The following is a 26,381-nucleotide window of genomic DNA, read 5'->3' as shown; positions in this document are numbered from 1 at the left end:
GCCCCATCAAACCCAAAGGCTACCTGAAAAGTGTTATCTCTTTCAGGTAGCCTTTTTTATGATTACACCAGCCCTTTTTTGGCCAGATAGCCTTCGTAGTCGCCCAGATGGTGTTCAAAGCCGCCTTCGCCGTCTAGCTCGATAATCTGGGTGGCCAGTGACGACACAAATTGGCGGTCGTGGGAGACAAAAATCAGGGTGCCGGGGTATTTTTCCAGCGCCATGTTCAGCGACTCGATGCTTTCCATGTCCATGTGGTTGGTGGGCTCGTCCATTATCAGTACATTGGTTTTTTGCAAAATCAGCTTGCCGTAGAGCATGCGCCCTTTTTCGCCGCCGGAGAGCACTTGCACGTTTTTCACCACTTCGTTGCTGCCAAACAGCAGCCGCCCTAGGGTGCCGCGGATGACTTGTTCGTCGTCGCCTTCTTGTCCCCATTGGCGCATCCAGTCGGACAAGGTGATGGCGGTGTCGAAGTCGTTTTCGTGGTCTTGCGGGTAGTAACCCACTTCGGCTTTTTCCGCCCATTTGATGCTGCCTGCATCGGCGGCGATGCCTTCGCCGTAAGCGGGGTTGTAGGCTCCGGCCAAGAGTTTGAGCAGGGTGGATTTACCAGCGCCGTTGGGGCCGATGATGGCCAGGCGTTCGCCCGCATCCAGCATAAAGCTTAGGTTTTTAAACAGGGTTTTGTCGAAGCGTTTGCTTAAGCCTTCTACGGCCAGTGCTTGGCGGTGCAGTTTTTTCTTGTCGTCGTATTCAAAACGGATATAGGGGTTTTGGCGGCTGGAGGGCTTCACTTCCACCATATCGGCTTTGATTTTGTCGGCCTGTTTCAGGCGGCTGGTGGCTTGGCGGGCTTTGGATTTATTGGCCGAGAAGCGCGCCACAAACTCTTGCAGCTCTTGCAGTTTTTCTTTGGCTTTGGCGTTGTCTTTCATCGCCCGTTCGCGCGATTGGGCGCTGGCGAGCATGTAGTCGTCGTAATTGCCGGGGTAGAGGGTGATGCCGCCGTAGTCGACGTCGGCGGTGTAGGTGCACACTTCGTTGAGGAAGTGGCGATCATGCGAGATGATGATCATGGTGGATTCGTAGCCGTTGAGCACGCCTTCGAGCCAGCGGATGGTGTTGATGTCCAAGTTATTGGTCGGCTCGTCTAAGAGCAGTACGTCAGGCTTGGAAAACAGGGCTTGCGCCAGTAGCACGCGCAGTTTGAAGCCGGGCGCCACTTCGCTCATGCTGCTGTTGTGCAGATGTTCGGCAATGCCCACGCCGCTGAGCAATTCGCCTGCGCGCGCTTCGGCGGTGTAGCCGTCGTATTCGGCAAATTTGGCTTCCAATTCGGCCGCGTGCATGTAGTCGTCTTCGGTGGCGTCCGGGTTCATGTAGATGGCGTCGCGCTCGGCCATGGCCGCCCACATTTCGCTGTGACCCATCATCACCACATCGAGTACGCGCATGTCTTCGTAGGCAAACTGGTCTTGGCGCAATTTGCCCAAGCGCAAGCCTTGGTCGATGGCCACTTCGCCGGAGGTGGGCTCTAAGTCGCCGCCAAGGATTTTCATAAAGGTGGATTTGCCGGAGCCGTTGGCGCCGATAAGGCCGTAGCGGTGGCCGCCGCCAAATTTAACCGACACGTTTTCAAACAAGGGCTTGGCGCCGAACTGCATGGTGATGTTGTTGGTGCTGATCACGGGAATATTTCCAAAATAAAGAGATAAATAGGGGCGGATTTTACCATAGGCGCTTATAAAAAGGCTGCCTGAAAAGTTTCAGGCAGCCTTGTATTGACAGCGTCGTTGCTGGGGCATTTATCGAATCGCTCAGGTTCACTATTGGGTTGGCGGATTGATGATTATCGGATGCCGCAAGGGAATGCCCGCTCCGAATTTAAGCTCCGCGCCGTCGCGCAGCTGCAGCGCCTCGGCCTGACCAGCGTTTAACTCCAGCACATACAAGGCCGCCGCCTGGCTCGGGTACAGCGGGCATTGGTCGCCCAAGCGGCATGGCGGCACGTTGCGCTGTTGCGAGACCAGCTTGTGCGCACGGTTGAAATACAGAATCAAGCGCCATGCGGGTGTTTTTCATCCAGTAGACCTGCGGTGCTTCCACTGAGTGCACAAACAACATGCCGTGCGTGGCGGCCATGGATTGGCGATACATCAGCCCCGTTGTGCGCGCCTGAACCGTGGCGGCCACCTCAACGGTGTAGCGGCGGCCGTCCAGCGCCACCCAGCGCATGGCATCGCTGGCATGGACTGCAAGCGTCAGCAGTAGCAGCAAGGGCAGCAGTGCGCGTGGCATTGGTTTGTGCATATTCCGTTTCCTTTTAATGGCCGGTTGGCCAGCTTAAGTTCTGAAGTTACGCACCCACTTATCTAAGGCTGCCTGAAATGTAACACTCTTATTACCGAACTTAATTCGGTAATCCATTGGCAAAAAATTAAAATGAAGTGAATCATTTAAAAAAATGGGCTGTATTCTTGTATTCGTTGCTTATCATTTCACTTTGCGCTTTCTGGCCGCGCGGCCACTTACTTTTTTTGCTTCGCCAAATAAAGTAAGCAAAAAAAGGCGACCCCGGTTGCAGGTTTGCTGCGCAAACTACCCTCATCTCCACGAATTTTAGCGGCGGGTGCGAACTCGCTGCGCTCAAACATCGCGCACCCCTCTTCCGCTAAAATCCGCTCCGATTCGGCTGCGCCAAGGGAAGGCTGCACGGATTTTTCGTTTCAGGCAGCCTGAACAAAATAGTTGTAAATGGCTGCGCTTTATTACGCAGTTAAGTTTATTTTTAAATTTAACATTATTGCCACTGACATCGTAAAAAGGCTGCCTGAAAAGTTTTAGCTTCACAGAAGCTTTACTTTCAGGCAGCCTTTATTGGGTGTACCAATGGTTACCCCGCTCTCAACTTTCCTGAATCCACTCCAATTGAAGCGAAGGCTTTCCTGCCAATTGGCATATCACCCGGTGGCTCAAATGCCAAAGATCTTTTACTTTTACCGCATTGATTTTAAAACGCTCGGTAAGTTGGCTAATCACCGTTTCTACTTTTCTGCGCTTTTTGCAAAGCCACTGAACCCACTCTTTCGAACGTACATCCGCCATATTCTTTCTTAACGGCGTCTGTAAATCAATGTCTCTACTTGCCAACTCTTCTTTCAAATCCGGGCGTATATAGCCTTTATCGCCAATCAACAATCCTTTGATATTGTCAGTTATCTCGGCAACCATATCCCGTTCATCCACATTGGCCGCAGCAAATGTTAAATTGGTAATCAAGCCGGTTGCGTTGATTACGATATGCCCTTTAAAGCCATAATAACGTTCGGCTTTTGACGCACAATAACCAAATGCCGCATCAGCTTTGAAACGCCGATGCCGATGGGCGCGGGCATACCGACAAACAGGTATGGGAAATCCGTCTATCGAATACTGCCGGTCTGTGTTGTATTGGACCACCAGACTTTGGGTAATCTTATGGTGAACCTGCCAAAGGTTGGCGCAATGCTTACAGAAGTTAGCGTATGAGCCCAATTTTGGAAACCAGTCTGATAAGTTGTTTTTAAAGAAGTACCAAATCTTTTTATCATCATTCAAACCCATAAACTCACCCACGATCTGGATGGTGATGATTTCCACATCGCTTAATGCCGGTTCAAAGCCTTTCTTACGCAGCTTTGTTGTCACCACTTGACGATAAAATTTATCGACGAGCAAATAGGTGGTGATGATAAAATCGTCTTGGGACATTGTTCTTCCTTAACCTGTGGATTCTTGGTCGAATACTTAGGTTTTAGAGCAATGTCCTTTCTTTTGCAACTACGGTTCGGCTTTTAGTTGAGAGCAGGGTAATGGTTTTTTGATTTAAGCAACGGCTTTTAATCTAATCAATACCGTATTCAATCGTGACCACTAGGCGCACTTTTTTGTCGATGGTGTCTTTATTGTAGGTGCCGCCGTAATCGCTATCGTCGTTGTCGGTGCTGGTGGCCGACAAGATATTGAACGCACCTTGCGAAGCACTGCGCATCATGCCCACTTTGGTGTTGCCGCTTTTGGCAAACTCCTCGGCTCGCACTTGCGCATCGGCGGTGGCTTGGGCAATCAAGTCGCGTTTAATGGTTTCCAGATTGCTCAGCAAATACTGCGGCTGCTCAAAGGTATAGGCTTCGTTTTGCGCTTTCAGGTTTTGTAGCGCCGCCAGCGCTTTTTGGATGCGCGGCAAATCACGGCTGCTTACCGTGAGCGTTTGTTTGGCGGTGTAGCCGTTATCGCGGGTGCGGTAATGGCCTTCTTCGTCACGGTATTCTTCGCGGTAGCGCTCGATTTTTAAAGGGTTGCTGCGCACATCGGTGGCCACAAAGCCCTGTTGGGTCACAAATGCCTGCAAAGATTTGATTTCGCCCTGCGCCCGCTTCATGGCGGCGCCGTAATCTTCACCCCACACCGACACGCCCACTTGCCATTCAGCCATGTCCGATTGATGTGCAGCCTCGGCCAGCCCTTTCACAGTAATGGTGCCCGGCTGGCGGAAATTTTTAAACTGGGTGCCCAGCACAAAGGCGGCGGCCACCATGCCCACCGCCAGCAACATGCCCAGCACCAGCCACGAAGACTTGCCTGTATTTTCCGCCATTATCAACTCCTTAATCGGGATACAAAACTGCCATCTTCAGGCCGCCTGAAAGGCGGCGTGAAGAAAATCAATCCAGCCCAGGCCGCCTGAAAGGCGGCGTGAAGAAAATCAATCCATCTCAAGCTGCCTGAAAGGCGGCGTGAAGAAAATCAATCCATCTCAGGCTGCCTGAAAGGCGGCATGAAGAAAATCAATCCATCTCAGGCTGCCTGAACAGCCAATAAGCCCGCCCGACATGATGCCGGGCGGGCAATGCATTTACACTATTAAACCACGTTAATCATCATCTTGCACGCGCAACAACATCACCGGAATTTCGGCCTGGCGCAACACGCCTTCAGCCACCGACCCCATCAGCAAATGCATCAAACCGGAAAAACCGTGGGTGCCCATAATCAGCAAGTCTACGCCGTTGGCCTTACTGTCGTTTACCAGCAAATCGGCCACCTTGTCGCCCGCGCTTTCCAAAATGGCGGTTTCGGCTTCAATGCCGTTTTCCTGCAATTGCTCGCGGGTGCGTTGCAGCACTTTTTCGCCGGTGGCGGCAATCGCCTTGCGTACTTCATCCGACTGCAAATAGCCGGTGCCGCCCCAGCTGAATTGCGCCAAATCCACCACATGCACGGCACGCAATGCGGCACCACTGAGTTTGGCCATTTTGATGGCCTCATTTAAGGCACGCAAAGAAGCCTGGCTGTCGTCTACCGGCACCATGATTTTTTGGTACATCGTCACTCTCCTTTGTGGGTGTTGAATGTGAGATAACACGCCGCCGCCAAACGGTGGACAACGCAACTGATATCAATTCTACAAAATAATATAACAAGGTGGCGAGCCGAAGACAGTACAAGTAGTACGGCAAGGCGAGCCAACGCGGTTAGGTTATTTTGTAGAATTGGTATGACTCATGTGGAAAGCTTAGCACAAATTACCCACCAATAGAAAACCACCCTGCCATCGTGCACAAAAAATGCTACCATCGCCGCACCAACCTTGATACAGGGCAAACCCCATGAGCCGCGTTCAGATTAAGCTGCCTGAAACCTTTGTATTCCATACCGACATTGCCGTACAAATCGGCGACATCAACTACGGCAACCACCTGGCCAACGATGCCGTGCTGCGCCTGTGCCACGAAGCGCGGCTGCGCTTTTTGCAAGCCTTGGGCTTTAGCGAAATGGATGTGGCCGGTGTCGGGCTGATTATGGCCGATGCCGCCATCCGCTTTCAGGGCCAGGCTTTTTACGGCGATGTTTTGCGCTTTGACATCGGCGTGAGCGACATCGGCAGCGCCGGTTTCGCCCTGATTTACCAAATCAAGCGAATCAGCGATGATGCCGCCATTGCCTGCGTTAAAAACGGCATGGTGTTTTTTAACTATGCCGAGCAAACCATCGCCCAAACGCCGCCGGCCTTTATCCAAGCCGTGGCCGCCCCGATACCTTCACAACCTTCACAGGAATAAACCCATGAGAGCCTATTTACACAACAGCCCTGAAGCCATGGCACGCATTATCGTGATGTGCTTGCTGGCCGACAGCGACATCGACCCCAGCGAGCTGGATCACGAAAGCTTGGCCAAAATCCTCACCAGCTGCGGCTTAAGCCAGCACGACTTTATGATGGTGCTCAAACACTATCTGGAAGACATCGCCGCCGACAACAGCGGTGCCGAGCGCATCAACCTACTGGAGCCCGCGCGCATCAACCAATTGCTGGCCGAAGTCAACCAGCACAACGAACGCATCCGCACCCTGGCCACCGCCTTAAGCGTGTGCAAGGGCGACCATGCGCTCAACAATGCCGAGCTGGCCGTATTCCAGCACATTATGCGCCAGTGGCAAATGGATTTAACCGATTTGGCGATTGAAGCCAGCCAAGCGTAAGTTAGGTGCAATTAGGCGGCATGCCGTAACCGCACACAAAAATCCAACCGCTTATCAAACCCCTTTCAGGCAGCCTGAAACATGCCCACCCCGCCTTGGCATCATCTGGATGCCTTTTTAAACACCCGCGCCCAGCAAAGCCAATCGGCGCATACGCTGGCGGCCTACCGGCGTGATTTGCAGCAACTGCAAGCCCTCTTGGCCAGCCAAAACATCAGCCACACGCCCACACGGCTGCAACTGGTGGCGGTGCTAAAAAAACTCAGCGCCCAAGGCTGCCAGCCGCGCAGCTTGGCACGCAAACTCAGCGTTTGGCGCAATTTTTTCCGCCATTTGCTGGCACACGGCCTGATTGATGCCGACCCCAGCCTCAACCTCAAAGCCCCAAAAGCCGCCGCCCGCCTGCCCAAAGCGGTGCCGGCGGAGCAGCTTAATCATCTACTTGACCAGCCCCACAGCCAAAACATGCTCAGCCTGCGCGACCAAGCCATTTTCGAGCTGCTCTACGGCAGCGGCTTGCGCGTAAGCGAAGCGGCCGGTTTGAACATGGATGATGTGCTACTCAACGAAGGCTGGGTACAAGTGCTCGGCAAAGGCCGCAAAGCGCGGCAAGTGCCGCTGGGCAGCCACAGCATCGCCGCCCTGCGCCAATACCTACCACAACGCCTGGCCGCCAACGGCGAAACCGCCCTCTTTACCAACCGCCTAGGGCGGCGCTTGGGCAGCCGCCAAATTCAAAACCGCCTGCGCCAATGGGCATTGCTACACGGCAGCGACCGCCATTTATCACCGCACATGCTGCGCCACAGCTACGCCAGCCACCTGCTGCAAAACGCCCGCAACATCCGCGCCGTACAAGAATTGCTCGGCCACAGCAGCCTGAGCACCACCCAGCAATACACCCAGCTTGATTTCAACCATTTGGCCGGAGTATACGACAGCGCTCATCCGCGTGCCAAAAGAAAGAAAACACCATGATCACCCCTGCACCCGGCCATCTGGCCGCCTTTGCCGCTGTGGGTGGCGGCAGTGCTTTGGTGTTGCTGTTTTTGATGAATTTAGTGTATCTGGATTGGTTTGATGCCGGCGGCGGCATCGTCGCCATATGGGGCGGTATTATTTTGTTGCTCAGCGCCTTGTTGGCCATCACCATTTTCGGCTTAAGCACATTGATTCTGTGGCGACTTGCGGCCTTTACCGGCACAAAAAATGCGCGCACGTGCCATCGCCATCACTTTGGCTATCGCCACCCTCATTCTTTCAGGCAGCCTCATCGCACTGGGTGGCATCCATTGGTTGGTTTTGCTCACCCTTGCGGCAGCGCTGTGCTGGCGGCGTTTTTTGCCTATCCCAATACATAATTGAAAATACGCACTTGTTTATCAAAGGCTGCCTGAAACCTTCGCCATAACACAGAAGCAACATCGGTTTTCAGGCAGCCTTTATCAGCACGCCAATCAACTTAAATCACCCATCTGCGCCCACGATTGCGGTGCACATTGCTGCTGTTGCCACAATTCGGCAAATTCGCTGCCGCTCAACCACGCCCATTCGCGCTCGCGCGCGGCTTTGATTTCGTCTTGCCAGCCGCTCGCCGCGATGGCCGGATGGCACATCAATACGGCACCGGCGGCGGGCGCGGCGGCGAGCCAATTCTGCCAGCGCCGGCGCAGGGCGGCGATATCGTCGTTAAAGGCGTAGGCACCGCCAAAGCTGCGGTTTAATTTTAGCGCTTGGCTGTGCGCCAATTGCCGTAGCGTAGGCCCGCCCAAGGTGTAAATCAGCAGTGATTTGGCATCTGTTGCAAACGGGCGCGTGCTGCGCAGCATCACTCGGTTGCCGTAGCGTTGCAATAAGGCAGCCAACAATTGCTCGCGGATTTGCGGAAACTGGTGCACATGTTGGTGGCCGTCCACAAACACCGGTGCCGCGCCGATTTGGTTTTCATACGCATCCAGTTGGCGGGCGATTTCATCACTCAGCCATGCGCTCGGCCAAGCGCGCCGCCATGAGCGCCACATCACCTGCTTTAAGCTGCCTTGTTTGGCCAAGCCGGTAAAATCCAGATGCAGGCCGATGTCTACCGCATACTGGCGCAACTGCGCCACTTCGTCGGCATCAATGCGCCCCAAACTCATAAAACTGGCAGACTGGATGCGCCCCATTTCGGCCAGCCGCAATACCGCTTGGTTTACCGCCGGCGCCAGCCCCAAGTCGTCTACATTCAGCGTGATTTGTTTCATGCGGTGCCGCCCGTGTGCCGAAACGCCCAAAATTTACCCAGCGCAAAAGTCGCCAAGGTAACCAATAAGGTTACCGCCAGCCACACCGGCACATAAGCATGGCGGCCAAACCAGTAGAGGCCAACCACAAACAGCAGCTGATTCAGCGCAAATCCGCCCACGGAGCTGGCCAGCCAGCGCCATAAGCTGCGCAACCATGAACGGTGCTGGCCGCTGTGGCGGAAGGTGAGGCAGAAATGGCCGCTAAAGCTCACGCAAAAGGCCACCACAAAGGCAGCCACATTGGCCCAAGCCGGAGCCACCCCCGCCCATTGCACCAGCAGCACCAATATGCCGAAATGCACCGCCGCCGCTGCCGCGCCCACCAGCACAAACCAGGCTGCCTGATGGCTTATTTGTGTTTGCTGTGCCATGTTTCATCCACCACATATAAAGGGCGCTGTTTCACTTCTTCATAAATGCGGCCGATGTATTCGCCAATCACGCCCAAGCAAATCAGTTGCAAGCCAGCGGAAAACATCACCCCGGCGGCCACCGTGGCCCAGCCGGGCACATCGCGCCCGAAAAACAGCGTATCCACCACGATATAGCAGCCGTATAACAGCGAAAATACCGACACCAACATGCCCATGCGCGAAATCCAGCGCAAAGGCTTTTGCGAAAACGAAGTAATGCCCACCAGCGCCAGCTCAAACAGGCTGCCGTAGTTGAATTTGCTCTGCCCTTCGGCACGCACCTCGGCCTTAAAGGGCAGATACACGGTGTTAAAGCCCACCCACGCATACAGCCCTTTCATAAAACGCTGCCGCTCGGGCAAGGCCAGCAAGGCATCCACCACTTTGCGGCGCATTAAGCGGAAGTCGCCCGCATTGGGTTTGAGTTCGTAGCGGTGGGTGTCTTGCATAAAGTGGTAGAAACGGCGTTTGAGCGTGCGCGCCAAGCGGCTTTCATGGGCGCGGTCGGCTTGGATGGCGGCCACCACATCGGCACCATTGCGATACAGCGCCAGCATTTCGGCCAATACCGCCACCGGATGTTGGCCGTCGGCATCCATCATCACCACCGCCTCGCCCTGCGCTTGCGCCAGCCCGGCGCTCAAGGCCGCTTCTTTGCCGAAATTGCGCGACAGCCGAATCAGCCGCAGCACGGTGTTTTCAGGCAGCCTAGACACATAATCACGGCACACCTCGGCCAGCGCATCGCGGCTGCCGTCGTCCACAATCACAATCTCTTGCTGCCCCGGCTGCGCGGCCAGAAAGTCGCACAGCGAAGGCAGAAACAGCGTGAGTGCTTGGGCATCGTTATAGGCCGGAATCACCACCGATAAGGCGGGAGCGGGATGAAGAGGCAAGTTTTCGGTCATGGCTGCGGCTTAAAACAAGATTGGGGAATATAGGCGCGCCATTGTACCGTCAATGGCGCGCGCTTCGGCAATTTTTGCCACGCAATTTGCCATTCACCTTCGCGCACCACCAAGCCGCTGTTTGGCGGTAAGTTGTCCAGTAGCGGCACCGGCGGCGCCTCGCCTTGCGGCCACACCATCAGGCTGCCGTGGCTTTGCAGGCGCGCGGCGCTCATCCACGGCGAATAGGCCGGATTGCCACCAATCATCACAGAAGGCTGGCCTGATTCAGATGGGTAAGTGGCGACCAAACCGGCCAGCCAGTAGTCGCCGGCAATATTGTCTAAACCGCACCGGCTCAGCGCCTGCCATGTGCTGTTTGCCTGCTGCGCCAGCGCCGCTTGCGGCCAATCCATGCGCGAGGGTTTGTTGCGCCACTGCCCGCCCCATTGCACATAGCTGCCCATCAACACCGTGGCCAGCAGCAGCCACACCGCCAGCCCTTTAAGTAAGCGCGGATACTGGCGCTCAAATCGCGCCGCCGGTATCAACGAGGCCACCAGCAAGCCGGACAAGCTCCACATCGGCATGCCCCACATATCACGCAAGCCGATGCCCAGCAGCAAACCCAACACCACCACCAATACCGCCGGCCCCAAGCCCATCACGCACAAAAAGCGTTGCCCCTGTGCGCTGGGGAGGGCAAGCGCGGCGGTATCGGTGTTTTCAGGCAGCCTTTTCAAACTGGTGCGGGTGGCCAGCAAAATCAGCAACAAAGGCAGGTGGTTTAGCAATTGCGTGGTCAAAAAACCCAGTGCACTGAGGCGCCCGCCGCTGCTTTCGGCCTCGGCGGCACGCGCTTGTGCATAAGTAAACGGCAGCCACTCATGCTGCCACAGCCACAACACATTGGGTAAAAACACCAGCAATGCCAACAGCAGCGCCAGCCACGGCCCGGGCGTGCGCCACAAGCGCCGCTGCGGCGACAGCAAAGAATACAGTACCACCACCAGCAGCAAAATCGCCACCGTGTATTTCACCAACATCCCCGCCCCGGCCAGCAAGCCAAACAGCAGCCAATAGCGCCAACGCTGGATGGTAATGGCCAAATAAAACGCATAGATAATGCCCGCCCACACCGGCAATTGAGCGATATTGTGGTTAAACTCCAGCGACGGCCAAGTGTAGTAAAACACCGCCAGCAACAGCAAACTGCCCAACAACGCCCGCTGGGGCGACATCAGCTGCCGCCCCAAGCGGTACACCAGCCACAGGCTCAGAGCAATGGCAAGCTGGCTAAGTAAATAAGGGCCGACATGGCCGAACACGGCATAAAACCCATACAACAGCCACGATGATAAAGGCGGGTGTTTGTAATAGCCCCATTGCCACTCGCGTCCCCAATAAATGCCCTCCACCACATCCAACGGATAGCTGGCAGACAGCCACAGCGGCAATACCGTCCACAACACAAAATACAGCGCCAGCCAGCTTAACAGGCGCCAAGAGAATAAACGGGGTGGGTTCATGACTTAGATCGCAATGGGGTTGGGATTGGATTGATAACGGAAATAATCATGTGCTTATTATGTGTTAAAGGCTGCCTGAAAGGTCAAGCCGTTATTGCCGAATCGGATTCGGTAATTCATTTGTGTTTCAGACAGCCTAAACAAAATAAATAATGGCAGGAGTTCTGCTGATCAAAGGTTATCTGAAATGTAATGCAGTCATTGTCGAATGGGAAACGAAACGAATTATTTTAAAAATATGCTGTGGTTTTCATGCGTTTTCTCATCGTTTTACTTTGCGCTTCATGGCCGCGCGGCCACCTACTTATATATTGTCTCCCATAACGTCGGGGCTTGACAAATCTCAATTGTTTTAAATTTTAAAGCCCCTTTATTTAAATTTAAAGTTGAGGGGCTTTAATCATGTCACAACGTCAATACCCATGCTTTGTTGTTTGCAAGCATCCTGCGCCAGCATTGTTTTTTTATCTGTCTCCGTCTGAATCCTTTTGTATTCATTCATTCCCGATAAGTTACGGTTCTATTCAGATTTCAAGTAATGTTTTTAGCCGCGCCCGCTTCGTTCCAAATGTCCCCATCTATTCCGATATTCCGCTTGTTGATACGCCCGATTTTTTAACAGTTGAGTACGAGCAAGTCAAAGCGTCCGACTTGGCTGCCATGCGCGAGCGGGGTGAATTATGAACCTACGCCGCCGCAAGTTTGTTAGCAATACCAAATCCGCCCAAGTCAGCACTTGGCCGCCAATACACGGCGCTCCCGATTGTTTTCATTACCAAATGTTGGTTGTTGGTTTTCCTGTGCCGATTGCTTACGTTGTCCGTTATTACCACGGCAAAGACCTCTTAAGCACTGAGAATCATCCCGTTACTGACCACAAATTCCCGCAACGCACCAAGTTACACGCTCAAGACAGAGCTTCTGCCCGTTGTGCTCAATGGAACCAAGATTACGAAAAGGATTTGAATAAATGAGTATTCGCAGTCTTGATTCCCGTATTGAATCTGTAACCAAAAGCAAAGCCAGGGCTTCGGCAAGCAAACGGGGCGCGGAACGCGCCCGGTTGCATGCCGAAGCGATGGCGCAATTCGAGCGTCAGTTTGAAGAACGCTGGGGCGTACCGCAGTATGAGCCTGCTGTGCAGCTCTCCCGGTGATAACAAGGGAATTAAATCCATGCGCATTTATATCATTATTGCCTTGCTTGTGGCCTTTGGGCTGTTCCTTGAGATTGTGAAACAGCAGGATTTTTTGGCAAAACATAATTGCAAATTGGTGCACCTTAATTATGGCCTGCTTTCTAAGAATGTTTATCAATGTGACGGCAATTTGACCGTAAAAAGCGTAATTAGGACATTGAATTGACACGCGGCCGCCCGTGTCACAAACCCCTCAAGGCGGCCACCAATACCATGAATACAGCCCACCATTTGGCTATACACGTCAGCGCCCCCCCCATTCAGGCCTGCCGCTCGGTCTTGCGATGGCTGTGTTTATTATTGTTTTAATAATTTTCATCTTGAAGAAATAGCTCATTTCGGCACAGGCAACAGCCGGAATATTTTAAACCGTTGCCACTCACTCTTACTTGAAAGGAATTGCAATGAAAGCAATGAACATATGCCGTAAATACGGCGCTAAATTTGCCGCTGCCGGCGGCTTAATGGGTCTGGCTACCACAGCCATGGCCGCAGTGCCGGAAAGCATTAAAACCGAACTGGCCACCGCCAAAACCGATTCGCTGGAAGTAGGCGCATTGGTGATTGGCGTTATCGCGGCCATTTTTGCCCTGATGATGATCCGCCGCGTACTGCGCTAAGCGAAACGGGCGGTGGGAATCCCGCCGCCTTTTTAGTTAACCTGCCATTACTGAAGCGATAAAGCCATGATAGTAGATGTCTTAAAACAACAATTTGCCACCATTCTGGACGACTTCGGCATAGTCTGCTGGCTCGTTATCGGCATCTATGTTGCCGTTTTTACCGTCGGCATTATCATTAAAACCATAGACCAAAAAGCCTAGTGTTTTTAATCCTGTTCGTGCCGCTACTGCTCGGCTACGGAGCCAAAGTCTACTTGGGCTTAAAAGACCGCTATGTTCCAGGTGAAGAACAACAGCAAGCAGTGGAGGGAGGCAGCCAGATGAATGGGCAAGTGTACAGCGGCCAAAATCAGCCCCATAACGGCCAATCAGGCCAGTATGTAGGCCAGAGCCTTACCGCCGCCATGTATGCGCCCACAATCCCCGAAAAGCCCGAATCTAAGCCCCTTTATGATGCTGTAAGACAAGTTACCACCTTCGAGCGTGTCGCAGCCTGCATAGAGGGCGGTAAAAGTGGCTGCACCTGCTACACAGACCAAGCCACCGTCATCAAAGAGATATCGCCGGCCGATTGCAGGAAATATGTCGAGAACGGCCTGCCGTTTAACCCCTTTAAGCAGCCTGAGCAGCAGCCATTGCAGCAGCAGCCGCAGCAGCTGCAGGAGTTGACCGGCTCCGGTGCGGTGATGAATCTGAGCGGCCAGCCTAAGGCCAACTTGGCCGCTGTGGATACTACTGTAAACATGGCTCATTAGGGGCTTTAGCATATTGTGTAATGCCTAGTAATGATAAGTAAAATCATTTATGATACTAGGGCCTGTTCACAATTACTTGTCATAAAGGTAGCCACATCACAATGCACCCCAATAAAACCGTACTGTGGAAGTTGCGTTTCAGCTTATCGTAACGGCTGGCAATCGCTCGGAAATGTTTCAAACGGCAAAAGGCATTCTCTACCAAATGCCTGATTTTATATAAATACCAGTCCATGTCTTTATTTTTCTCTTCCCTATTGCTTTTATAGGGAATATTGGCTTTCGCACCGCTTTGCTCTATTTGCTCCCTGAGCCGGTCTGAATCGTAACCTTTGTCCGCATTAACCAACTCAGTTTCGGCAAGGTTGATGTTGTCAAGCAGCTCCGGTGCAACGGTGACATCATGGATATTGCCCGCAGTAACGATAACCTCAACCGGATTGCCTGCAGCATCTACAGCCAGATGAATCTTGCTGGTTCTGCCGCCTCGGCTCATACCGATTGCGTGATCCTCTTGCGCACTGAGCGCTGAGGCTGCGGCGCAGTGTTGGTGGGCACGGATATAACTGCCGTCTATGGCTACCCACCCGAGTCACTCTCTTGGCTGAGCTGTTTCAAGATTGCAGTAAAAATGCCTTTTTCTGACCAACGGTTATAAGCGGTATAAACAGTATGATACTTGCCGAAATACTCGGGTAAATCCCGCCACGGTATGCCGGTTCTTATTCTGTAAAGTATGCCTTCAAGAATTCTGCGCAAATTGGGTTTGCTATAAATACCCAAATCACGCAGAATAGGTAACAGCTTCGTCCAATGTTCATCTTTGAGTAGTGTACGGGGCATCGCAGGTGTATTGGGGGGTGTGAGAACTTCCTTTTATGCCTGCGTTTCTTTTTTATTCAAGGGTATGACAAGTAATTGTGAACAGACCCTAACAACGGCAGTCTAACCCGCTATGGCCACAGAAAAGCCAGGGCATCGCTGTTTATGTCTGCTATGGCTGTTTATAGACATAACAGTTTTCCGCAATTTATCGGCAACATGAAAAAACGCGGAAAAAGGCCGATGGTGATTATTACTGCGATCATGCGGAAGCTTGCTGTTATTGCTTACAATATCTTTAAAACCGGGCAGCCGTTTGATAAAAGCAGGTATGAGCCCGTTTGCGTTAGGGATTAGCACCGGAACGGCGAAAACAAATTAAGCAGCAATCTGCTTAATTTGGTTGAGTGCGCAGCATGCAAGCCCGACCCGTGAGGGTAACGCCCGCCTATGCGCAAAAATACAACAGCGAGAAATAAAATAATTAGCAATAAAAACAACAATATGCAAAGTTTGTTTTATTTATTTTTTGACACCTAACGTAGCATCTTTATTCTTCATCTCACTATAATAAGGTGTATAAGTCGGTTTTTTGCATTCGATTCATTTTTCAGGCAGCCTTAAAAAAGCATAAAAAAAGCCTTTGCCATAATGGCAAAGGCTTTTGTGTACAAGCGAAACCCGTTTACTTCAATTTGGTTTCTTTGTAGATAACGTGCTTACGGACAACGGGATCGAATTTTTTAATTTCGAATTTGCCGGGCATATTGCGTTTGTTCTTGGTGGTGGTGTAGAAGTGACCAGTGCCAGCCGAAGATTCCAGTTTGATTTTATCGCGCATTGTGTTTTCCTTTAATTCAAAGTGTCAGCTTGAATAATCAAGCTTCACCGCGTGCGCGCAAATCGGCCAGTACAACGTCGATGCCTACTTTGTCGATGGTACGCAAAGCGGCATTGGAAACGCGCAGGCGCACCCAGCGGTTTTCACTCTCTACCCAAAAACGACGTGATTGCAGGTTAGGCAAGAAACGGCGTTTGGTTTTGTTGTTGGCGTGTGACACGTTGTGGCCGCTCATCGGGCGCTTACCGGTCACTTTACATACTCGTGCCATGGTGGGGCTCCAAACTTCTGAATTCGTAAAACGGCATTTATACCATGAAAAACGGTTTTGGCTCAAGACTTGGCGTAGATTAAATCCATCGGCATCGCCAAAACCGGGGCGGATTGTTGTTTTTTAGAAAAAACCAGTGGATTTATAATTGAGGCTGCCTGAAATGTTTTCAGGCAGCCTTATCTCAACAAACACGCTTTATGCTTACTGCGCTACCGTTTGCGTTTGCAAGCCGCCACCCAACACTTTATACACATCGGCGCGGTTTTCCAGTAAGGTTTGGCGGGTGGCCAGTAAGGCTTGTTGGGCGCCGTAGCTGTCGCGTTCGGCATCCAGCAATTCCAGCGAGCTGGAAATGCCGTGGGCAAAACGCATGTTCACCAAGCGGTAGCGGTCGGCTTGGGCGCGGGCGCTGTTTTGCTGTGCCTGATATTGGCGCTGCAAGGTGCCACGGGCGCTCAGCGCATCGGCCACATCTTTAAAGGCTGCCTGAACGGTTTGCTCGTATTGCGCCACGGCAATGTTTTTGCGCACGGTGGCCAAATCCAGATTGGCTTTGTTTTGCCCCCAGGTAAAAATGGGCAAGCTGATTTGCGGCATAAAGCTCCAAGTACTGTTGCCGCCGGTAAACAAACCGCTCAGCTCGGTGCTGCCGCTGCCAATGCTGCCGGTAAGGGTGATGCGCGGGAAAAACGCCGCCCGCGCCGCGCCGATATTGGCGTTGGCACCTTTCAGGGCAAATTCGGCGGCACGCACATCCGGGCGCTGGTAGAGGATTTCGGAAGGCAAGCCCACCGGCAATTCGGCGTTCACAAATTGCGCATCCAACGATGCACCCGCCGGCAGATTATCGGGCAGCGGCTGGCCAATCAGCAAGGCCAAGGCCGTACGCGCCTGCGTGCGTGCTTGTTCGGCCACGGCATAGTCGGCACGGGCGGTTTCGATTTGGGTTTCGGCCACGCGCACATCAATGGCAGAAATCACGCCGGATTTGAATTTCAAATCGGTGAGCTTTTTGCTCTCTTCGCGTGATTTCAATACCCTTGCCGCCAAATCCATACGCTCTTGCGCACTGCGTTCGGCAAAATAAGCTTTGGCCACGGTGGCAATCAGGCTAATTTGGGCGGCATCGCGGTTTTGCGTTTGCGCAAAATACTGATTCAGCGCATTGTCAGACAGGCTTTTAACCCGGCCAAACAAATCCAGCTCAAAAGCGGTAATGCCTAAGCCTGCGGTATACGATTCGGTAATATAGCTTTGACCGGTGGCGCTTAAGTCTTGCGCTATCCTGCCCTTATTGCCGGTGCCGGTGGCGCCCAGCGCGGGCAGGCGGTCGGCGCGGGCAATGGCGTATTGCGCCCGCACCGCTTCCACATTCAAGGCCGCCACGCGCAAATCGCGGTTGTTTTCCAGCGCCAGTGCGATTAAGGTTTGTAGGCGCGCATCGGCAAAATAGTCTTGCCAGCCCAAACGGGTGGCCGCCACTTGGCCGGTGGGGTTCAGGCTGCCTGAAACGGCGGGGAAATGGCCGGTTTCCACTTGCGGCTGCGCGTATTTGGGCGCCATGCTGCATGCCGACAAAGCCGCTGCTGCGGCCACGCCGAGCATGATTTTTTTGATTTCGAACATTCTGTTTTTAGTCCTTGTTTCCATGTTGGTCACGGCGCTGCCCGGCTTGGTGCAAGGCGCGTTTTTCTTCTTCGCTTAATTCGGCTTCCGCTTCTTGCACATATTGGTCGCACAATTCCGGCGTCATCCCGGCTTCGGCAGAATGGGCGGCAAAGCGCTCATTTTGGCGTTTGCTGTGGTGAAACCAACTGCGCACGGCGGCATAGAACATCGGTACAAAGAATACCGCCAACACCGTACCCACCAACATACCCCACAGCACGCTGGTGCCGATGGCGCGTTGGCTGGCTGAAGAAGCGCCGCTGGCAAAATAAAGCGGCACCACGCCCATGATAAACGCCAAAGAAGTCATGATAATGGGGCGGAAACGCAAGTGTGCCGCCGCCAATGCCGCTTCAAACGGGTTTTTGCCTTGCGCTTGCAAGTCTTTGGCGAATTCTACAATCAAAATGGCATTTTTGGCACTCAAACCAATCACCGTAATCAAACCTACTTGGAAATAGACATCGTTGGCCAAGCCGCGCCCAAAAATACCCAGCACGGCGCCCAAAAAGCCCAAGGGCACCACCAGCAACACCGCCACCGGAATGGTCCAGCTTTCGTACAATGCCGCCAAACACAAGAATACCGCCAAGATAGAGAAGGCATACAGGATATATGCCTGCGAGCCGGCGGCGCGTTCTTCGCGCGATTGGCCGGTCCATTCAAAACCAAAGCCGTCGGGCAATTGGGCCGCCAGTTTTTCCATCTCAGCCATGGCATCGCCACTACTCAAACCGGGCATGGCGCTACCGGTAATCGCCATCGATGGATAGCCGTTGTAGCGCACGGTTTGCATCGGGCCGGTAATCCAGCTGGTTTGCACCATGCTCGACAAAGGCACCGCTTGGCCTTGGCTATTGGTAACGGTGAGTTTGAGGATGTCTTCCGGCTGCATGCGGTCGGCCACATCAGACTGCACAATCACTCGCTGCAAACGGCCGCTGTTGGGGAAGTCGTTCACATAGCTGGAGCCCAGCGCGGTATTCAACACCCCGGCAATGCTGCCAAAGCTCACGCCTTGGGCGCTGGCGGCGGCGCGGTCGACATCAATGCGCATCTGCGGTGCATCTTCCATGCCGTCGGGCCGCACTTGGGTTAACACCTTGCTCTGCATTGCCATGCCCAGCAATTGATTGCGCGCGGCCAGCAAGGCTTCGTGGCCTTTGCCGCTGCGGTCTTGCAAGCGGAAGTTAAAGCCGGAACTGGTACCCAATTCGGGAATCGCCGGCGGCGTGAGTGCAAAAACCATGCCGTCTTTGTTTTGCTGCATCATCGCACCGGTAATGCGCCCGGCCACTGAACCGGCATCGGAACCGGCCGCAGAGCGTTCGGCCCAGTCTTTCAGCGTAATAAAGCTCAAGCCCATGTTCTGGCCTTGGCCGGCAAAGCTAAAGCCCAATACCGACACCATGTTTTCCACTTCCGGCTGCTGCAATGTAAAGGCTTCCATCTGCTCGAAGGTACGCAAAGTGCGCTCTTGGGTGGCACCCGGCGGCAATTGCACCACGGCAATGGCATAGCCTTGGTCTTCGGTGGGCAAAAACGAGGTGGGCAAACGCATCAACACAAACACGCCAATGCCAATCAAAGCCACATACAACAGCAACATGCGCCCGCCGCGACGCAGCAAACGCGCCACGCCGGATTCGTATTTTTTGGTGCCGGCACTGAATTTGCGGTTAAACCAGCCGAAAAAGCCTTTTTTCTCGTGATGGCCATCCTCAATCGGCTTGAGCAAGGTGGCGCACAAGGCCGGGGTGAGCGACAAGGCCAGAAATGCGGAGAAGAAAATTGCCACCGCCATCACCAAAGAAAACTGGCGGTAAATATTGCCGGTGGAGCCGGCAAAAAACGCCATCGGCACAAACACCACAATCAACACCACGGTAATGCCGACCACGGCGCCGGAAATCTGCGTCATCGCTTTGCGGGTGGCTTGCAGCGGCGGCAGTTTTTCTTCCGCCATAATCCGCTCCACGTTCTCCACCACCACAATGGCGTCGTCCACCACGATACCGATCACCAGCACCATGGCAAACATGGTGAGCACGTTAATCGACATGCCGCTAAGCAGCATCACCGCAAACGCGCCCAGCAGCGCAATCGGCACCACAATGGTGGGAATCAGCGTATAGCGGATGTTTTGCAAAAACAGGAACATCACCAAAAACACCAGCACAATTGCTTCAATTAAAGTGTGCACCACTTTTTCAATTGAAATGTTCACAAACTTGGAGCTGTCGTAGGGGATGGTCCAATGCACGCCTGCCGGAAAGAATTTTTCCAGCTCGGTGAGTTTGGCCTTCACCAGCTGCGCCGCGGCCAAGGCATTGCCGCCGGTGGCCAGCTGCACGCCCACGCCCACTGCCGGTTTGCCATTGAGGCGGGCAGAAGTGTTATAGCTTTGCGAGCCCAATTCCACCCGTGCCACATCTTTCAAATGCACCACCGAGCCATCGGTATTGGCACGCAACACAATATTCTCAAACTCTTCTACGGTTTTAAGCTGGCCGGGCACCACAATAGAAGCCGACACGGTTTGCCCGGCACTATTGGGCAGCTCGCCCAAACCACCGGCCGACACCTGCGCATTTTGGGCGGCAATAGCGGTGTTGACATCGGTGGCGCTTAAGCTCAAACCACGCAGCTTGTCTGCATCCAGCCAAATGCGCATGGCACGCTCGGAGCCAAACAATTGCGCATCGCCAATGCCTTCCAAACGCTGGATTTCCGGCTGTACATTGCGTGCCACATAGTCGGCAATCGCAGCGGTATCCATATTGGGATCATCGGAGGAGAACATGGCAAACAACAAGAAGTTGGAGCGCGATTTGCTCACTTGCACGCCGGTTTGGCGCACCGAAGCCGGCAAGCGCGGCTCGGCTCTGGACAAGCGGTTTTGCACGTCTACTTGAGCCAAATCCGGATCGGTGCCGGTTCTGAAGGTGAGCGTGAGGCTGCCGGTGCCATTGGACAAGGCTTTGGATTCCATATAATCCAAGCCTTCCACACCGTTCATTTCGCGCTCAATAATCGACAGCACACTGTCTTCCATGGTTTGCGCATCGGCGCCGGCATATACCGCGCTGAGGGTCACCGTGGGCGGCGCCACTTCGGGATATTGCGATACCGGCAGGCGGGTAATCGACACCACCCCGCCAATAATAATAAACAGCGCCACCACCCAGGCAAAAATGGGGCGGTCGATAAAGAATTTAGCCATAACGCCCCCTTATTTGGCTGCAGAAGCAGCAACCGGTGCGCTGGCTGTGGTCTGAGTCGGTGCGCTGGCCGCGGCCGGAGCCGAGGCTGCCTGAACGGCAGCGGGCTTGTTGGCCGGATTTTGCCACGGCTGGGTTTGCACTTTTTTGGCACCGGTCATCTGCACCACGCCCAAGCCGTCCACAATCACCTTGTCACCGGCTTTAAGACCGCCGGTCACCACCCAATTGCTGCCTTGTTGCTGGGCGATGGTAATCGGGCGCGGGCCAAAAGTGCCGTCTTCATTGGCCACCATCACCGTATCGCCTTGGCTGCCGCGCGTCACCGCTTGTTGCGGCAACAACATGGCATTGTCGATTTGTGCCTGCGGAATCGCCACGGTAACGAACATGCCCGGCAGCAGCATATTGCCCTCATTGGGCACTTCGGCACGCAAGCTCACTTGGCCGGTGGTTTGGTTTACCGTCATATCGGTGAACAGCAAACGCCCTTTTTGCGGGTATTCGCTGCCGTCATCCAGCAAAATGGTCACTTCGGCTTTGCCGTCGATGGTTTTCATTTTGCCTTCGGCCACCGCTTGACGGATTTTCAAGGCTTGGCTCGCCGATTGGCTCAAATCCACATACAAGGTGTCGGTTTGTTGAATCAGCGCCAATTGGGTTACATCACCCTGCCCCACCAATGCGCCTTCGGTTACCAGTGCTTTACCAATGTGGCCGGAAATCGGCGCGGTAACATAGGCATAGCCCACATTGATTTGCGCGGTTTTCACCGCCGCATTGGCGCTTTGCACCTGCGCACGCGCCAAGCGTTGCTGGGCAATGGCGGCATCAAATTCCTGCTTGCTGATGGCATTGGCTTCCACCAAGGGGCGATAACGTGCCACATCGGCATCCGCCTTGGCTTGCGTGGCTTGTGCGGTGGCCAAGGCCGCCCGCGCGGTTTCCAATGCCGCCGCATAAGGGGCGTTGTCAATCTGGAACAAGGGCTGCCCTGCTCTCACATAGCCGCCTTCTTCAAATAAGCGTTTTTGCACAATACCGGCAGCGCGGGCACGCACTTGCGCTTCACGAATGGGCTGTAAGCGGCCGGTAAGCGACGTGTTCACGGTAACCGTGGTTGGCTCGGCCACGACCACACCCACCATGGGTGCCGGTGCTTGCTGTTCCGCGCCATTGTGGCCGTTTTTTTGCCCGCAGGCAGCCAAAGCCAAGCTGCTGGCCAGCACCAAAGCACCAATACGCCATGCGGTTGATGGGGAATTTGATTTCATAACCACCTCAATGTGTTTATTGATTTTATTGAATATTTTTCGCTACCTGCGTCCAAACCACCAACTAAAGCCTGCGCAAACTTTTAGATTTAAAAATAAAAGTTTGCGCAGGCTCTGCATAGGCAAGGCTACCTGAAACAATAGGCCAGACGCACAAGACAACAGAATGAAATCGGCTGCCAAAACCAGAAACAAGCAGCCGAATACGCCACTTGCCATCGCAATTTCAGTGATTTCACATTAAAAAGATTTACCGGCGCCAGTATACATGCAAGAATGTATGTAAACAACGCGGCAAACCTAAACGCTTATTTTAAATTTTGTAAATAACTTGGCTATTTGAATACCAAATTTACACTAAGACGGCAAAAATGCCAATAAAATAGCACGTTAAAGCAGCATTGAATAACAAACCCACGGATTTGTGTGGCACTTTTGTGCACAGCAACATCCATTTATTTTTTGCTTTTATCATCCATAAAATTATGCGCAAAACCAAAGCCGAAGCCCAACAAACCCGCGAAGCCCTGCTTGCCGCCGCCTTAGACGTATTTTACCGCCGCGGCGTAAGCCAAGCTTCTTTGCACGAAATCGCCTGCACCGCCGGGGTAACGCGCGGTGCTTTGTATTGGCATTTCAAAAACAAGGAAGATTTGTTTGATGCTTTATTTCAGCAGATTTTCCAGGAATTAATGCACCAGCTCGACAACGATATTGCCGCCCAATCGCCCGATATCTGGCAAAACTTTGCCACGGCGATAACACAAGCGTTTATGCGGCTGGTGAGCAACGAATCGCATCACAAGTTTTGCCATATCCTGCATTTAAACTGCGAACACACGGAGCAAAACCACAATATCGTGCAACTGTTGCGCCAATACCAGCAATTGTGGCGCTCGCGCCTGTGTGCGGTGTTTACCCTATCGCTGCAACAGCAAAAGCTGCCGCCCAACATCGACATTGACTTGGCCGCGCTGTATTTCCAATCTGTGGTGATGGGGCTCACCGATTTATGGTTGAGCAATCCGGAAGCCATTGATTTAAACAGTGTGGTACCGCGCTTTATCGCCACCAGCATGGAGGTTTTACAGCACAGCCCGCATTTGCGACGGCCGGCGGTGAAGTAACTTAAAGATCGCTGGCTTATCAAGGCTGCCTGAGACGTAACACCGTCATTGCACCCTAGCAAGCTGAATAACATCAATAATGTGTGGACAACGAAGACGGGCATAATAAAGGCTGAAAAGTTTCAGGTAGCCTGATATTAAAACAATATAAACCGCTTAAGCTTTATCCAGCGCTTCTTTGGCCAAGCGGCGCAATTCGAATTTCTGGATTTTGCCGGTAGCGGTTTTGGGCAGCTCGCCGAAGATGAATTTTTTGGGCACTTTAAAGCGTGCCAAATGTTCGCGGCACCATTCGGTAAGGGCTTCGGCGCTCACTTCTTCGTCGGGTTTGATTTCCACAAACGCCACCGGCACTTCGCCCCATTTTTCGTCGGACACGGCCACCACGGCGGCGTTCATCACTGCCGGATGTTTGTAAACCACGTCTTCCACTTCGATGCTGGAGATGTTTTCGCCGCCGGAAATAATGATGTCTTTGCTGCGGTCTTTAATTTGCACATAGCCGTCGGGGTGTTGCACGCCCAAGTCGCCGGTGTGAAACCAGCCGCCGGCAAAGGCTTTTTCGGTGGCATGCGGGTTTTTCAGGTAGCCTTTCATCACGATATTGCCACGGAACATCAATTCGCCCATGCTGCTGCCATCCCACGGCAGCGGCTGCATGTTTTCTTCGTCCCGCACTTGCAAACCGATTTGCAAATGGCCGCGCACGCCTTGGCGCGATTTGAGGGTGGCGCGCTCGGCCGTGGTTTTGCTGTTCCAGTCTTCGTGCGCCACGCACACGGAAGCGGGGCCGTAGGTTTCGGTGAGGCCGTAAACGTGGGTGATATCAAAGCCCATTTGCTCCATGCCCGCCAACACGGCTTCGGGCGGCGCAGCACCGGCAATCAGCCCTTTCACACTGTGTTCGATGCCGGCTTTTTGTGCTGCCGGGGCGTGCGCCAGCGCGGCATGCACGATGGGTGCGGCGCAGTAATGGCTTACCTGATGTTCGCGGATTAAATCCAAACACAATTTGGGTTCAAACTTGCGCAGGCACACATTCACCCCGGCGCGGGCGGCCACGGTCCAGGCGAAGCACCAGCCGTTGCAATGAAACAGCGGCAAGGTCCACAGATACACCGGATGCTTGGGCATATCCCATTCCAGAATATTGGCCACGGCGTTGATGGCGGCACCGCGGTGGTGGTAAACCACGCCTTTGGGGTCGCCGGTGGTGCCAGAAGTGTAGTTCAGCGCAATGGCGTCCCATTCGTCGGCCGGCCAAGTCCAGTTGTCCAGTTCGGTGGCGGTACTGAGGAAATGCTCGTATTCGTCGTCGCCGTAATGGGCGGCCTCGGCGGGGCCGAGCAAGTCGTTTACTTGGATGATTTTCAGCTGCGGCATGCGGGTTTTGATGCGCGGAATGTAGTCGGCAAATTCGCTGTCCACCAGCAATACTTTGGCTTCGCCGTGTTGTAGGCAGAAAATCAGCCCTTCCACATCCAAGCGGATATTGAGCGTGCACAATACGCCGCCCGACATGGGCACGCCGAAATGCGCTTCCACCATGGCCGGGGTGTTGGGCAGCAACACCGCCACGGTGTCGTTGCGGCCGATGCCTATTTGGCGCAAGGCGGCGGCCATTTGGCAGCAGCGCTGCCACGTTTCTGCCCATGTTTGGCGCATATCGCCGTGCACAATGGCGGTTTTGCCGCCATACACTTCGGCGGCGCGCTTGAGGTAGTCGATGGGGGTAAGCGGGGCGTAGTTGGCGCTGTTGCGCGCTAAACCGGTGTCGAAATCGGCCATTTTTTCTCCTTGGCAGTGGGTTTTTATTGATTGTTTTAAATGATACAAATAAAGGCTGCCTGAAATGGTTTCAGGCAGCCTAAAATAAACATGGGCAGCAATATGAATAAATAATTGATGCCATAAAATGGTGCGGTATTGGCAACAACATGCAGATACTGAAACCTTTATGTTTATAGCACCAAATTAAGTAAAAGTCATGCCTTATGCAGATGAAATAAAATTACTTTTCCAGCCAGTTGCGCGGGGTTAAATAATCGGCCAGCCGCGCTTCCGCCGAGCCGGGCTCCGGTTGATAAGCATATTCAAAACGCACTTGCGGCGGCATCGACATCAAAATCGATTCGGTGCGCCCGCCGCTTTGCAGGCCAAACAGCGTGCCGCGATCCCACACCAGATTAAATTCCACATAACGCCCGCGCCGATAAAGCTGGAAGTCGCGCTCGGCCTGCCCGTAAGCCGTGTGTTTGCGCCGTGCCACAATCGGCAAATAAGCATCCAGATAGCCCTGCCCCATGGCTTGCATAAACGCAAAACAGGTATCGAAATCCCAGCGGTTTAAATCGTCGTAAAACAGCCCGCCCACCCCGCGCGTTTCGCCGCGGTGCTTTAAATAGAAATAATCATCACACCATTGCTTGAATTCGGCATACACCTCTGCCCCAAAGGGCGCGCATATATCGTGTGCGGTTTGGTGCCAGTGCACAATGTCTTCGTCTACCGGATAAAACGGCGTTAAATCAAAGCCGCCGCCAAACCACCACACCGGCGCGGCATCCGGCGGATAAGCCACAAACAGGCGCACATTGGCGTGGCTGGTGGGCACATGCGGATTGGCCGGATGCACCACCAGCGACACGCCCATGGCCTCAAACGCCGCGCCCGCCAATTCAGGCCGATGCGCGGTGGCCGCCGCAGGCATAGCAGCCCCTTTCACATGCGAAAAATTCACTCCGGCCTGCTCGAATACGGCACCGTTTTTCAGCACCATGGTACAGCCCTCCCCCAGCGCACTACGCCAATGATTGGCCACAAAGTCGGCGCGGCCATCGGCGGCGGCCAGCGCGGTGGTGATGCGGGTTTGCAATTGGGGCAGAAACGCCGCTACGGCGGCAATTTGGTTGTAATACGACATGGTGGGCTTACTCAGC

The 26,381-nt window shown here is 53.6% G+C and carries 28 protein-coding genes and 1 pseudogene; 12 read left to right on the top strand and 17 right to left on the bottom strand.

Translation table 11 applies throughout. The features are described 5' to 3' along the window. Positions 1–62: 62 nt before the first annotated feature. The 5 genes and pseudogenes from JQU52_RS06745 to JQU52_RS06725 all read right to left on the bottom strand — a co-directional run bounded on the left by JQU52_RS06745 (position 63) and on the right by JQU52_RS06725 (position 5,368). Positions 63–1,691, bottom strand: a complete 1,629-nt coding sequence (locus JQU52_RS06745; RefSeq protein ID WP_230340355.1) for an ABC-F family ATPase — start codon at positions 1,689–1,691, stop codon at positions 63–65. A 138-nt stretch (positions 1,692–1,829) separates the two neighbouring features. Further along, positions 1,830–2,145, bottom strand: a pseudogene (locus JQU52_RS14860) (DUF192 domain-containing protein). Positions 2,146–2,907: 762 nt separating this feature from the next. After that, on the bottom strand, positions 2,908–3,753 hold the full coding sequence (locus JQU52_RS06735) for an IS982 family transposase (protein WP_407947611.1): 846 nt from the start codon (positions 3,751–3,753) through the stop codon (positions 2,908–2,910). Positions 3,754–3,886: 133 nt separating this feature from the next. After that, positions 3,887–4,639 (bottom strand): SIMPL domain-containing protein, encoded by a 753-nt coding sequence (locus JQU52_RS06730; RefSeq protein ID WP_230340353.1) that lies wholly within the window; start codon positions 4,637–4,639, stop codon positions 3,887–3,889. Positions 4,640–4,915: 276 nt separating this feature from the next. After that, positions 4,916–5,368: a universal stress protein gene (locus tag JQU52_RS06725; protein ID WP_230340352.1), complete on the bottom strand. Its 453-nt coding sequence runs from the start codon at positions 5,366–5,368 to the stop codon at positions 4,916–4,918. A gap of 283 nt (positions 5,369–5,651) precedes the next feature. On the opposite strand from JQU52_RS06725, the gene JQU52_RS06720 reads away from it, so the two are divergent. The 4 genes from JQU52_RS06720 to JQU52_RS06705 all read left to right on the top strand — a co-directional run bounded on the left by JQU52_RS06720 (position 5,652) and on the right by JQU52_RS06705 (position 7,886). After that, positions 5,652–6,104 carry an acyl-CoA thioesterase gene (locus JQU52_RS06720; RefSeq protein ID WP_230340351.1) on the top strand — a complete coding sequence of 151 codons (453 nt, stop codon included), beginning with the start codon at positions 5,652–5,654 and terminating at the stop codon, positions 6,102–6,104. Between the two features lie 4 nt (positions 6,105–6,108). Next, entirely contained in the window at positions 6,109–6,525 is a 417-nt protein-coding gene (locus JQU52_RS06715; RefSeq protein WP_230340350.1) for a hypothetical protein, read from the top strand. Positions 6,526–6,606: 81 nt separating this feature from the next. Continuing rightward, on the top strand, positions 6,607–7,503 hold the full coding sequence (locus tag JQU52_RS06710) for a tyrosine-type recombinase/integrase (RefSeq protein WP_230340349.1): 897 nt from the start codon (positions 6,607–6,609) through the stop codon (positions 7,501–7,503). Beyond that, on the top strand, positions 7,500–7,886 hold the full coding sequence (locus tag JQU52_RS06705; RefSeq protein WP_230340348.1) for a hypothetical protein: 387 nt from the start codon (positions 7,500–7,502) through the stop codon (positions 7,884–7,886). The genes JQU52_RS06710 and JQU52_RS06705 overlap by 4 nt, the downstream gene beginning before the upstream one ends. 96 nt (positions 7,887–7,982) lie before the next feature. Here the strand turns inward: JQU52_RS06705 and JQU52_RS06700 are convergent, their stop codons facing one another. From JQU52_RS06700 to JQU52_RS06685, 4 genes are read right to left on the bottom strand one after another with little or no spacing between them, the layout of a single operon-like run. After that, on the bottom strand, positions 7,983–8,768 hold the full coding sequence (locus JQU52_RS06700) for a ChbG/HpnK family deacetylase (RefSeq protein WP_230340347.1): 786 nt from the start codon (positions 8,766–8,768) through the stop codon (positions 7,983–7,985). Continuing rightward, positions 8,765–9,181 (bottom strand): GtrA family protein, encoded by a 417-nt coding sequence (locus JQU52_RS06695; protein WP_230340346.1) that lies wholly within the window; start codon positions 9,179–9,181, stop codon positions 8,765–8,767. The genes JQU52_RS06700 and JQU52_RS06695 overlap by 4 nt, the downstream gene beginning before the upstream one ends. Further along, the gene (locus JQU52_RS06690; RefSeq protein ID WP_230340345.1) at positions 9,160–10,131 is read right to left on the bottom strand and encodes a glycosyltransferase family 2 protein; all 972 of its coding nucleotides are present in this window, start codon (positions 10,129–10,131) and stop codon (positions 9,160–9,162) included. The genes JQU52_RS06695 and JQU52_RS06690 overlap by 22 nt, the downstream gene beginning before the upstream one ends. After that, complete coding sequence (locus JQU52_RS06685) at positions 10,128–11,639, bottom strand: glycosyltransferase family 39 protein (RefSeq protein WP_230340344.1); 1,512 nt, start codon at positions 11,637–11,639, stop codon at positions 10,128–10,130. Before JQU52_RS06685 ends, JQU52_RS06690 begins: the two co-directional genes overlap by 4 nt. A 402-nt stretch (positions 11,640–12,041) precedes the next feature. Between JQU52_RS06685 and JQU52_RS06680 the strand changes: the two genes are divergently transcribed. The 7 genes from JQU52_RS06680 to JQU52_RS06650 all read left to right on the top strand — a co-directional run bounded on the left by JQU52_RS06680 (position 12,042) and on the right by JQU52_RS06650 (position 14,215). Further along, a complete protein-coding gene (locus tag JQU52_RS06680; RefSeq protein WP_230340343.1) occupies positions 12,042–12,323 on the top strand; it encodes a hypothetical protein in 282 nt (93 codons plus the stop codon). Then, complete coding sequence (locus JQU52_RS06675) at positions 12,320–12,613, top strand: hypothetical protein (RefSeq protein WP_230340342.1); 294 nt, start codon at positions 12,320–12,322, stop codon at positions 12,611–12,613. The genes JQU52_RS06680 and JQU52_RS06675 overlap by 4 nt, the downstream gene beginning before the upstream one ends. Then, a complete protein-coding gene (locus JQU52_RS06670; protein WP_230340341.1) occupies positions 12,610–12,795 on the top strand; it encodes a hypothetical protein in 186 nt (61 codons plus the stop codon). Before JQU52_RS06675 ends, JQU52_RS06670 begins: the two co-directional genes overlap by 4 nt. A gap of 19 nt (positions 12,796–12,814) precedes the next feature. Continuing rightward, positions 12,815–13,003, top strand: a complete 189-nt coding sequence (locus JQU52_RS06665; protein ID WP_230340340.1) for a hypothetical protein — start codon at positions 12,815–12,817, stop codon at positions 13,001–13,003. Positions 13,004–13,241: 238 nt separating this feature from the next. Continuing rightward, positions 13,242–13,457, top strand: a complete 216-nt coding sequence (locus tag JQU52_RS06660) for a major capsid protein (RefSeq protein WP_230340339.1) — start codon at positions 13,242–13,244, stop codon at positions 13,455–13,457. Between the two features lie 66 nt (positions 13,458–13,523). Next, entirely contained in the window at positions 13,524–13,661 is a 138-nt protein-coding gene (locus JQU52_RS06655) for a hypothetical protein (RefSeq protein WP_230340338.1), read from the top strand. Continuing rightward, complete coding sequence (locus JQU52_RS06650; RefSeq protein WP_230340337.1) at positions 13,661–14,215, top strand: hypothetical protein; 555 nt, start codon at positions 13,661–13,663, stop codon at positions 14,213–14,215. Before JQU52_RS06655 ends, JQU52_RS06650 begins: the two co-directional genes overlap by 1 nt. A gap of 79 nt (positions 14,216–14,294) precedes the next feature. On the opposite strand, the gene JQU52_RS06645 is transcribed toward JQU52_RS06650, so the two are convergent. The 6 genes from JQU52_RS06645 to JQU52_RS06620 form a co-directional block, all read right to left on the bottom strand. Beyond that, positions 14,295–15,058 (bottom strand): IS5 family transposase gene (locus JQU52_RS06645; protein WP_230340336.1). Its coding sequence is split into 2 segments (ribosomal slippage): positions 14,295–14,803 and positions 14,803–15,058, totalling 765 coding nucleotides; the frame shifts between segments, so codons are not numbered across the junction. A 664-nt stretch (positions 15,059–15,722) separates the two neighbouring features. Further along, on the bottom strand, positions 15,723–15,878 hold the full coding sequence (gene rpmG, locus JQU52_RS06640; protein ID WP_230340335.1) for a 50S ribosomal protein L33: 156 nt from the start codon (positions 15,876–15,878) through the stop codon (positions 15,723–15,725). 37 nt (positions 15,879–15,915) lie between these two features. Further along, complete coding sequence (rpmB, locus tag JQU52_RS06635; RefSeq protein WP_230340334.1) at positions 15,916–16,149, bottom strand: 50S ribosomal protein L28; 234 nt, start codon at positions 16,147–16,149, stop codon at positions 15,916–15,918. 204 nt (positions 16,150–16,353) lie between these two features. Next, complete coding sequence (locus JQU52_RS06630; protein WP_230340333.1) at positions 16,354–17,778, bottom strand: efflux transporter outer membrane subunit; 1,425 nt, start codon at positions 17,776–17,778, stop codon at positions 16,354–16,356. Between the two features lie 7 nt (positions 17,779–17,785). Further along, the gene (locus tag JQU52_RS06625) at positions 17,786–21,043 is read right to left on the bottom strand and encodes an efflux RND transporter permease subunit (protein ID WP_230340332.1); all 3,258 of its coding nucleotides are present in this window, start codon (positions 21,041–21,043) and stop codon (positions 17,786–17,788) included. 9 nt (positions 21,044–21,052) lie between these two features. Then, complete coding sequence (locus tag JQU52_RS06620) at positions 21,053–22,315, bottom strand: efflux RND transporter periplasmic adaptor subunit (protein WP_230340331.1); 1,263 nt, start codon at positions 22,313–22,315, stop codon at positions 21,053–21,055. A gap of 485 nt (positions 22,316–22,800) precedes the next feature. On the opposite strand from JQU52_RS06620, the gene mtrR reads away from it, so the two are divergent. Further along, positions 22,801–23,442 carry a multidrug efflux system transcriptional repressor MtrR gene (mtrR, locus tag JQU52_RS06615; protein ID WP_230340330.1) on the top strand — a complete coding sequence of 214 codons (642 nt, stop codon included), beginning with the start codon at positions 22,801–22,803 and terminating at the stop codon, positions 23,440–23,442. 156 nt (positions 23,443–23,598) lie between these two features. Here mtrR and JQU52_RS06610 read toward each other — a convergent pair whose 3' ends face one another. Beyond that, positions 23,599–25,230, bottom strand: coding sequence for an acyl-CoA synthetase (locus JQU52_RS06610; protein ID WP_230340329.1), 1,632 nt, complete (start codon positions 25,228–25,230; stop codon positions 23,599–23,601). 223 nt (positions 25,231–25,453) lie between these two features. Further along, entirely contained in the window at positions 25,454–26,365 is a 912-nt protein-coding gene (gene hemF / locus JQU52_RS06605; protein WP_230340328.1) for an oxygen-dependent coproporphyrinogen oxidase, read from the bottom strand. Positions 26,366–26,381: the final 16 nt, after the last annotated feature.

It is taken from the genome of Paralysiella testudinis (assembly GCF_016894345.1).
Lineage (GTDB): Bacteria > Pseudomonadota > Gammaproteobacteria > Burkholderiales > Neisseriaceae > Paralysiella > Paralysiella testudinis.
Note: the sequence above shows the minus strand (reverse complement) of the source record. Positions and strands in the feature narration are given on the sequence as shown.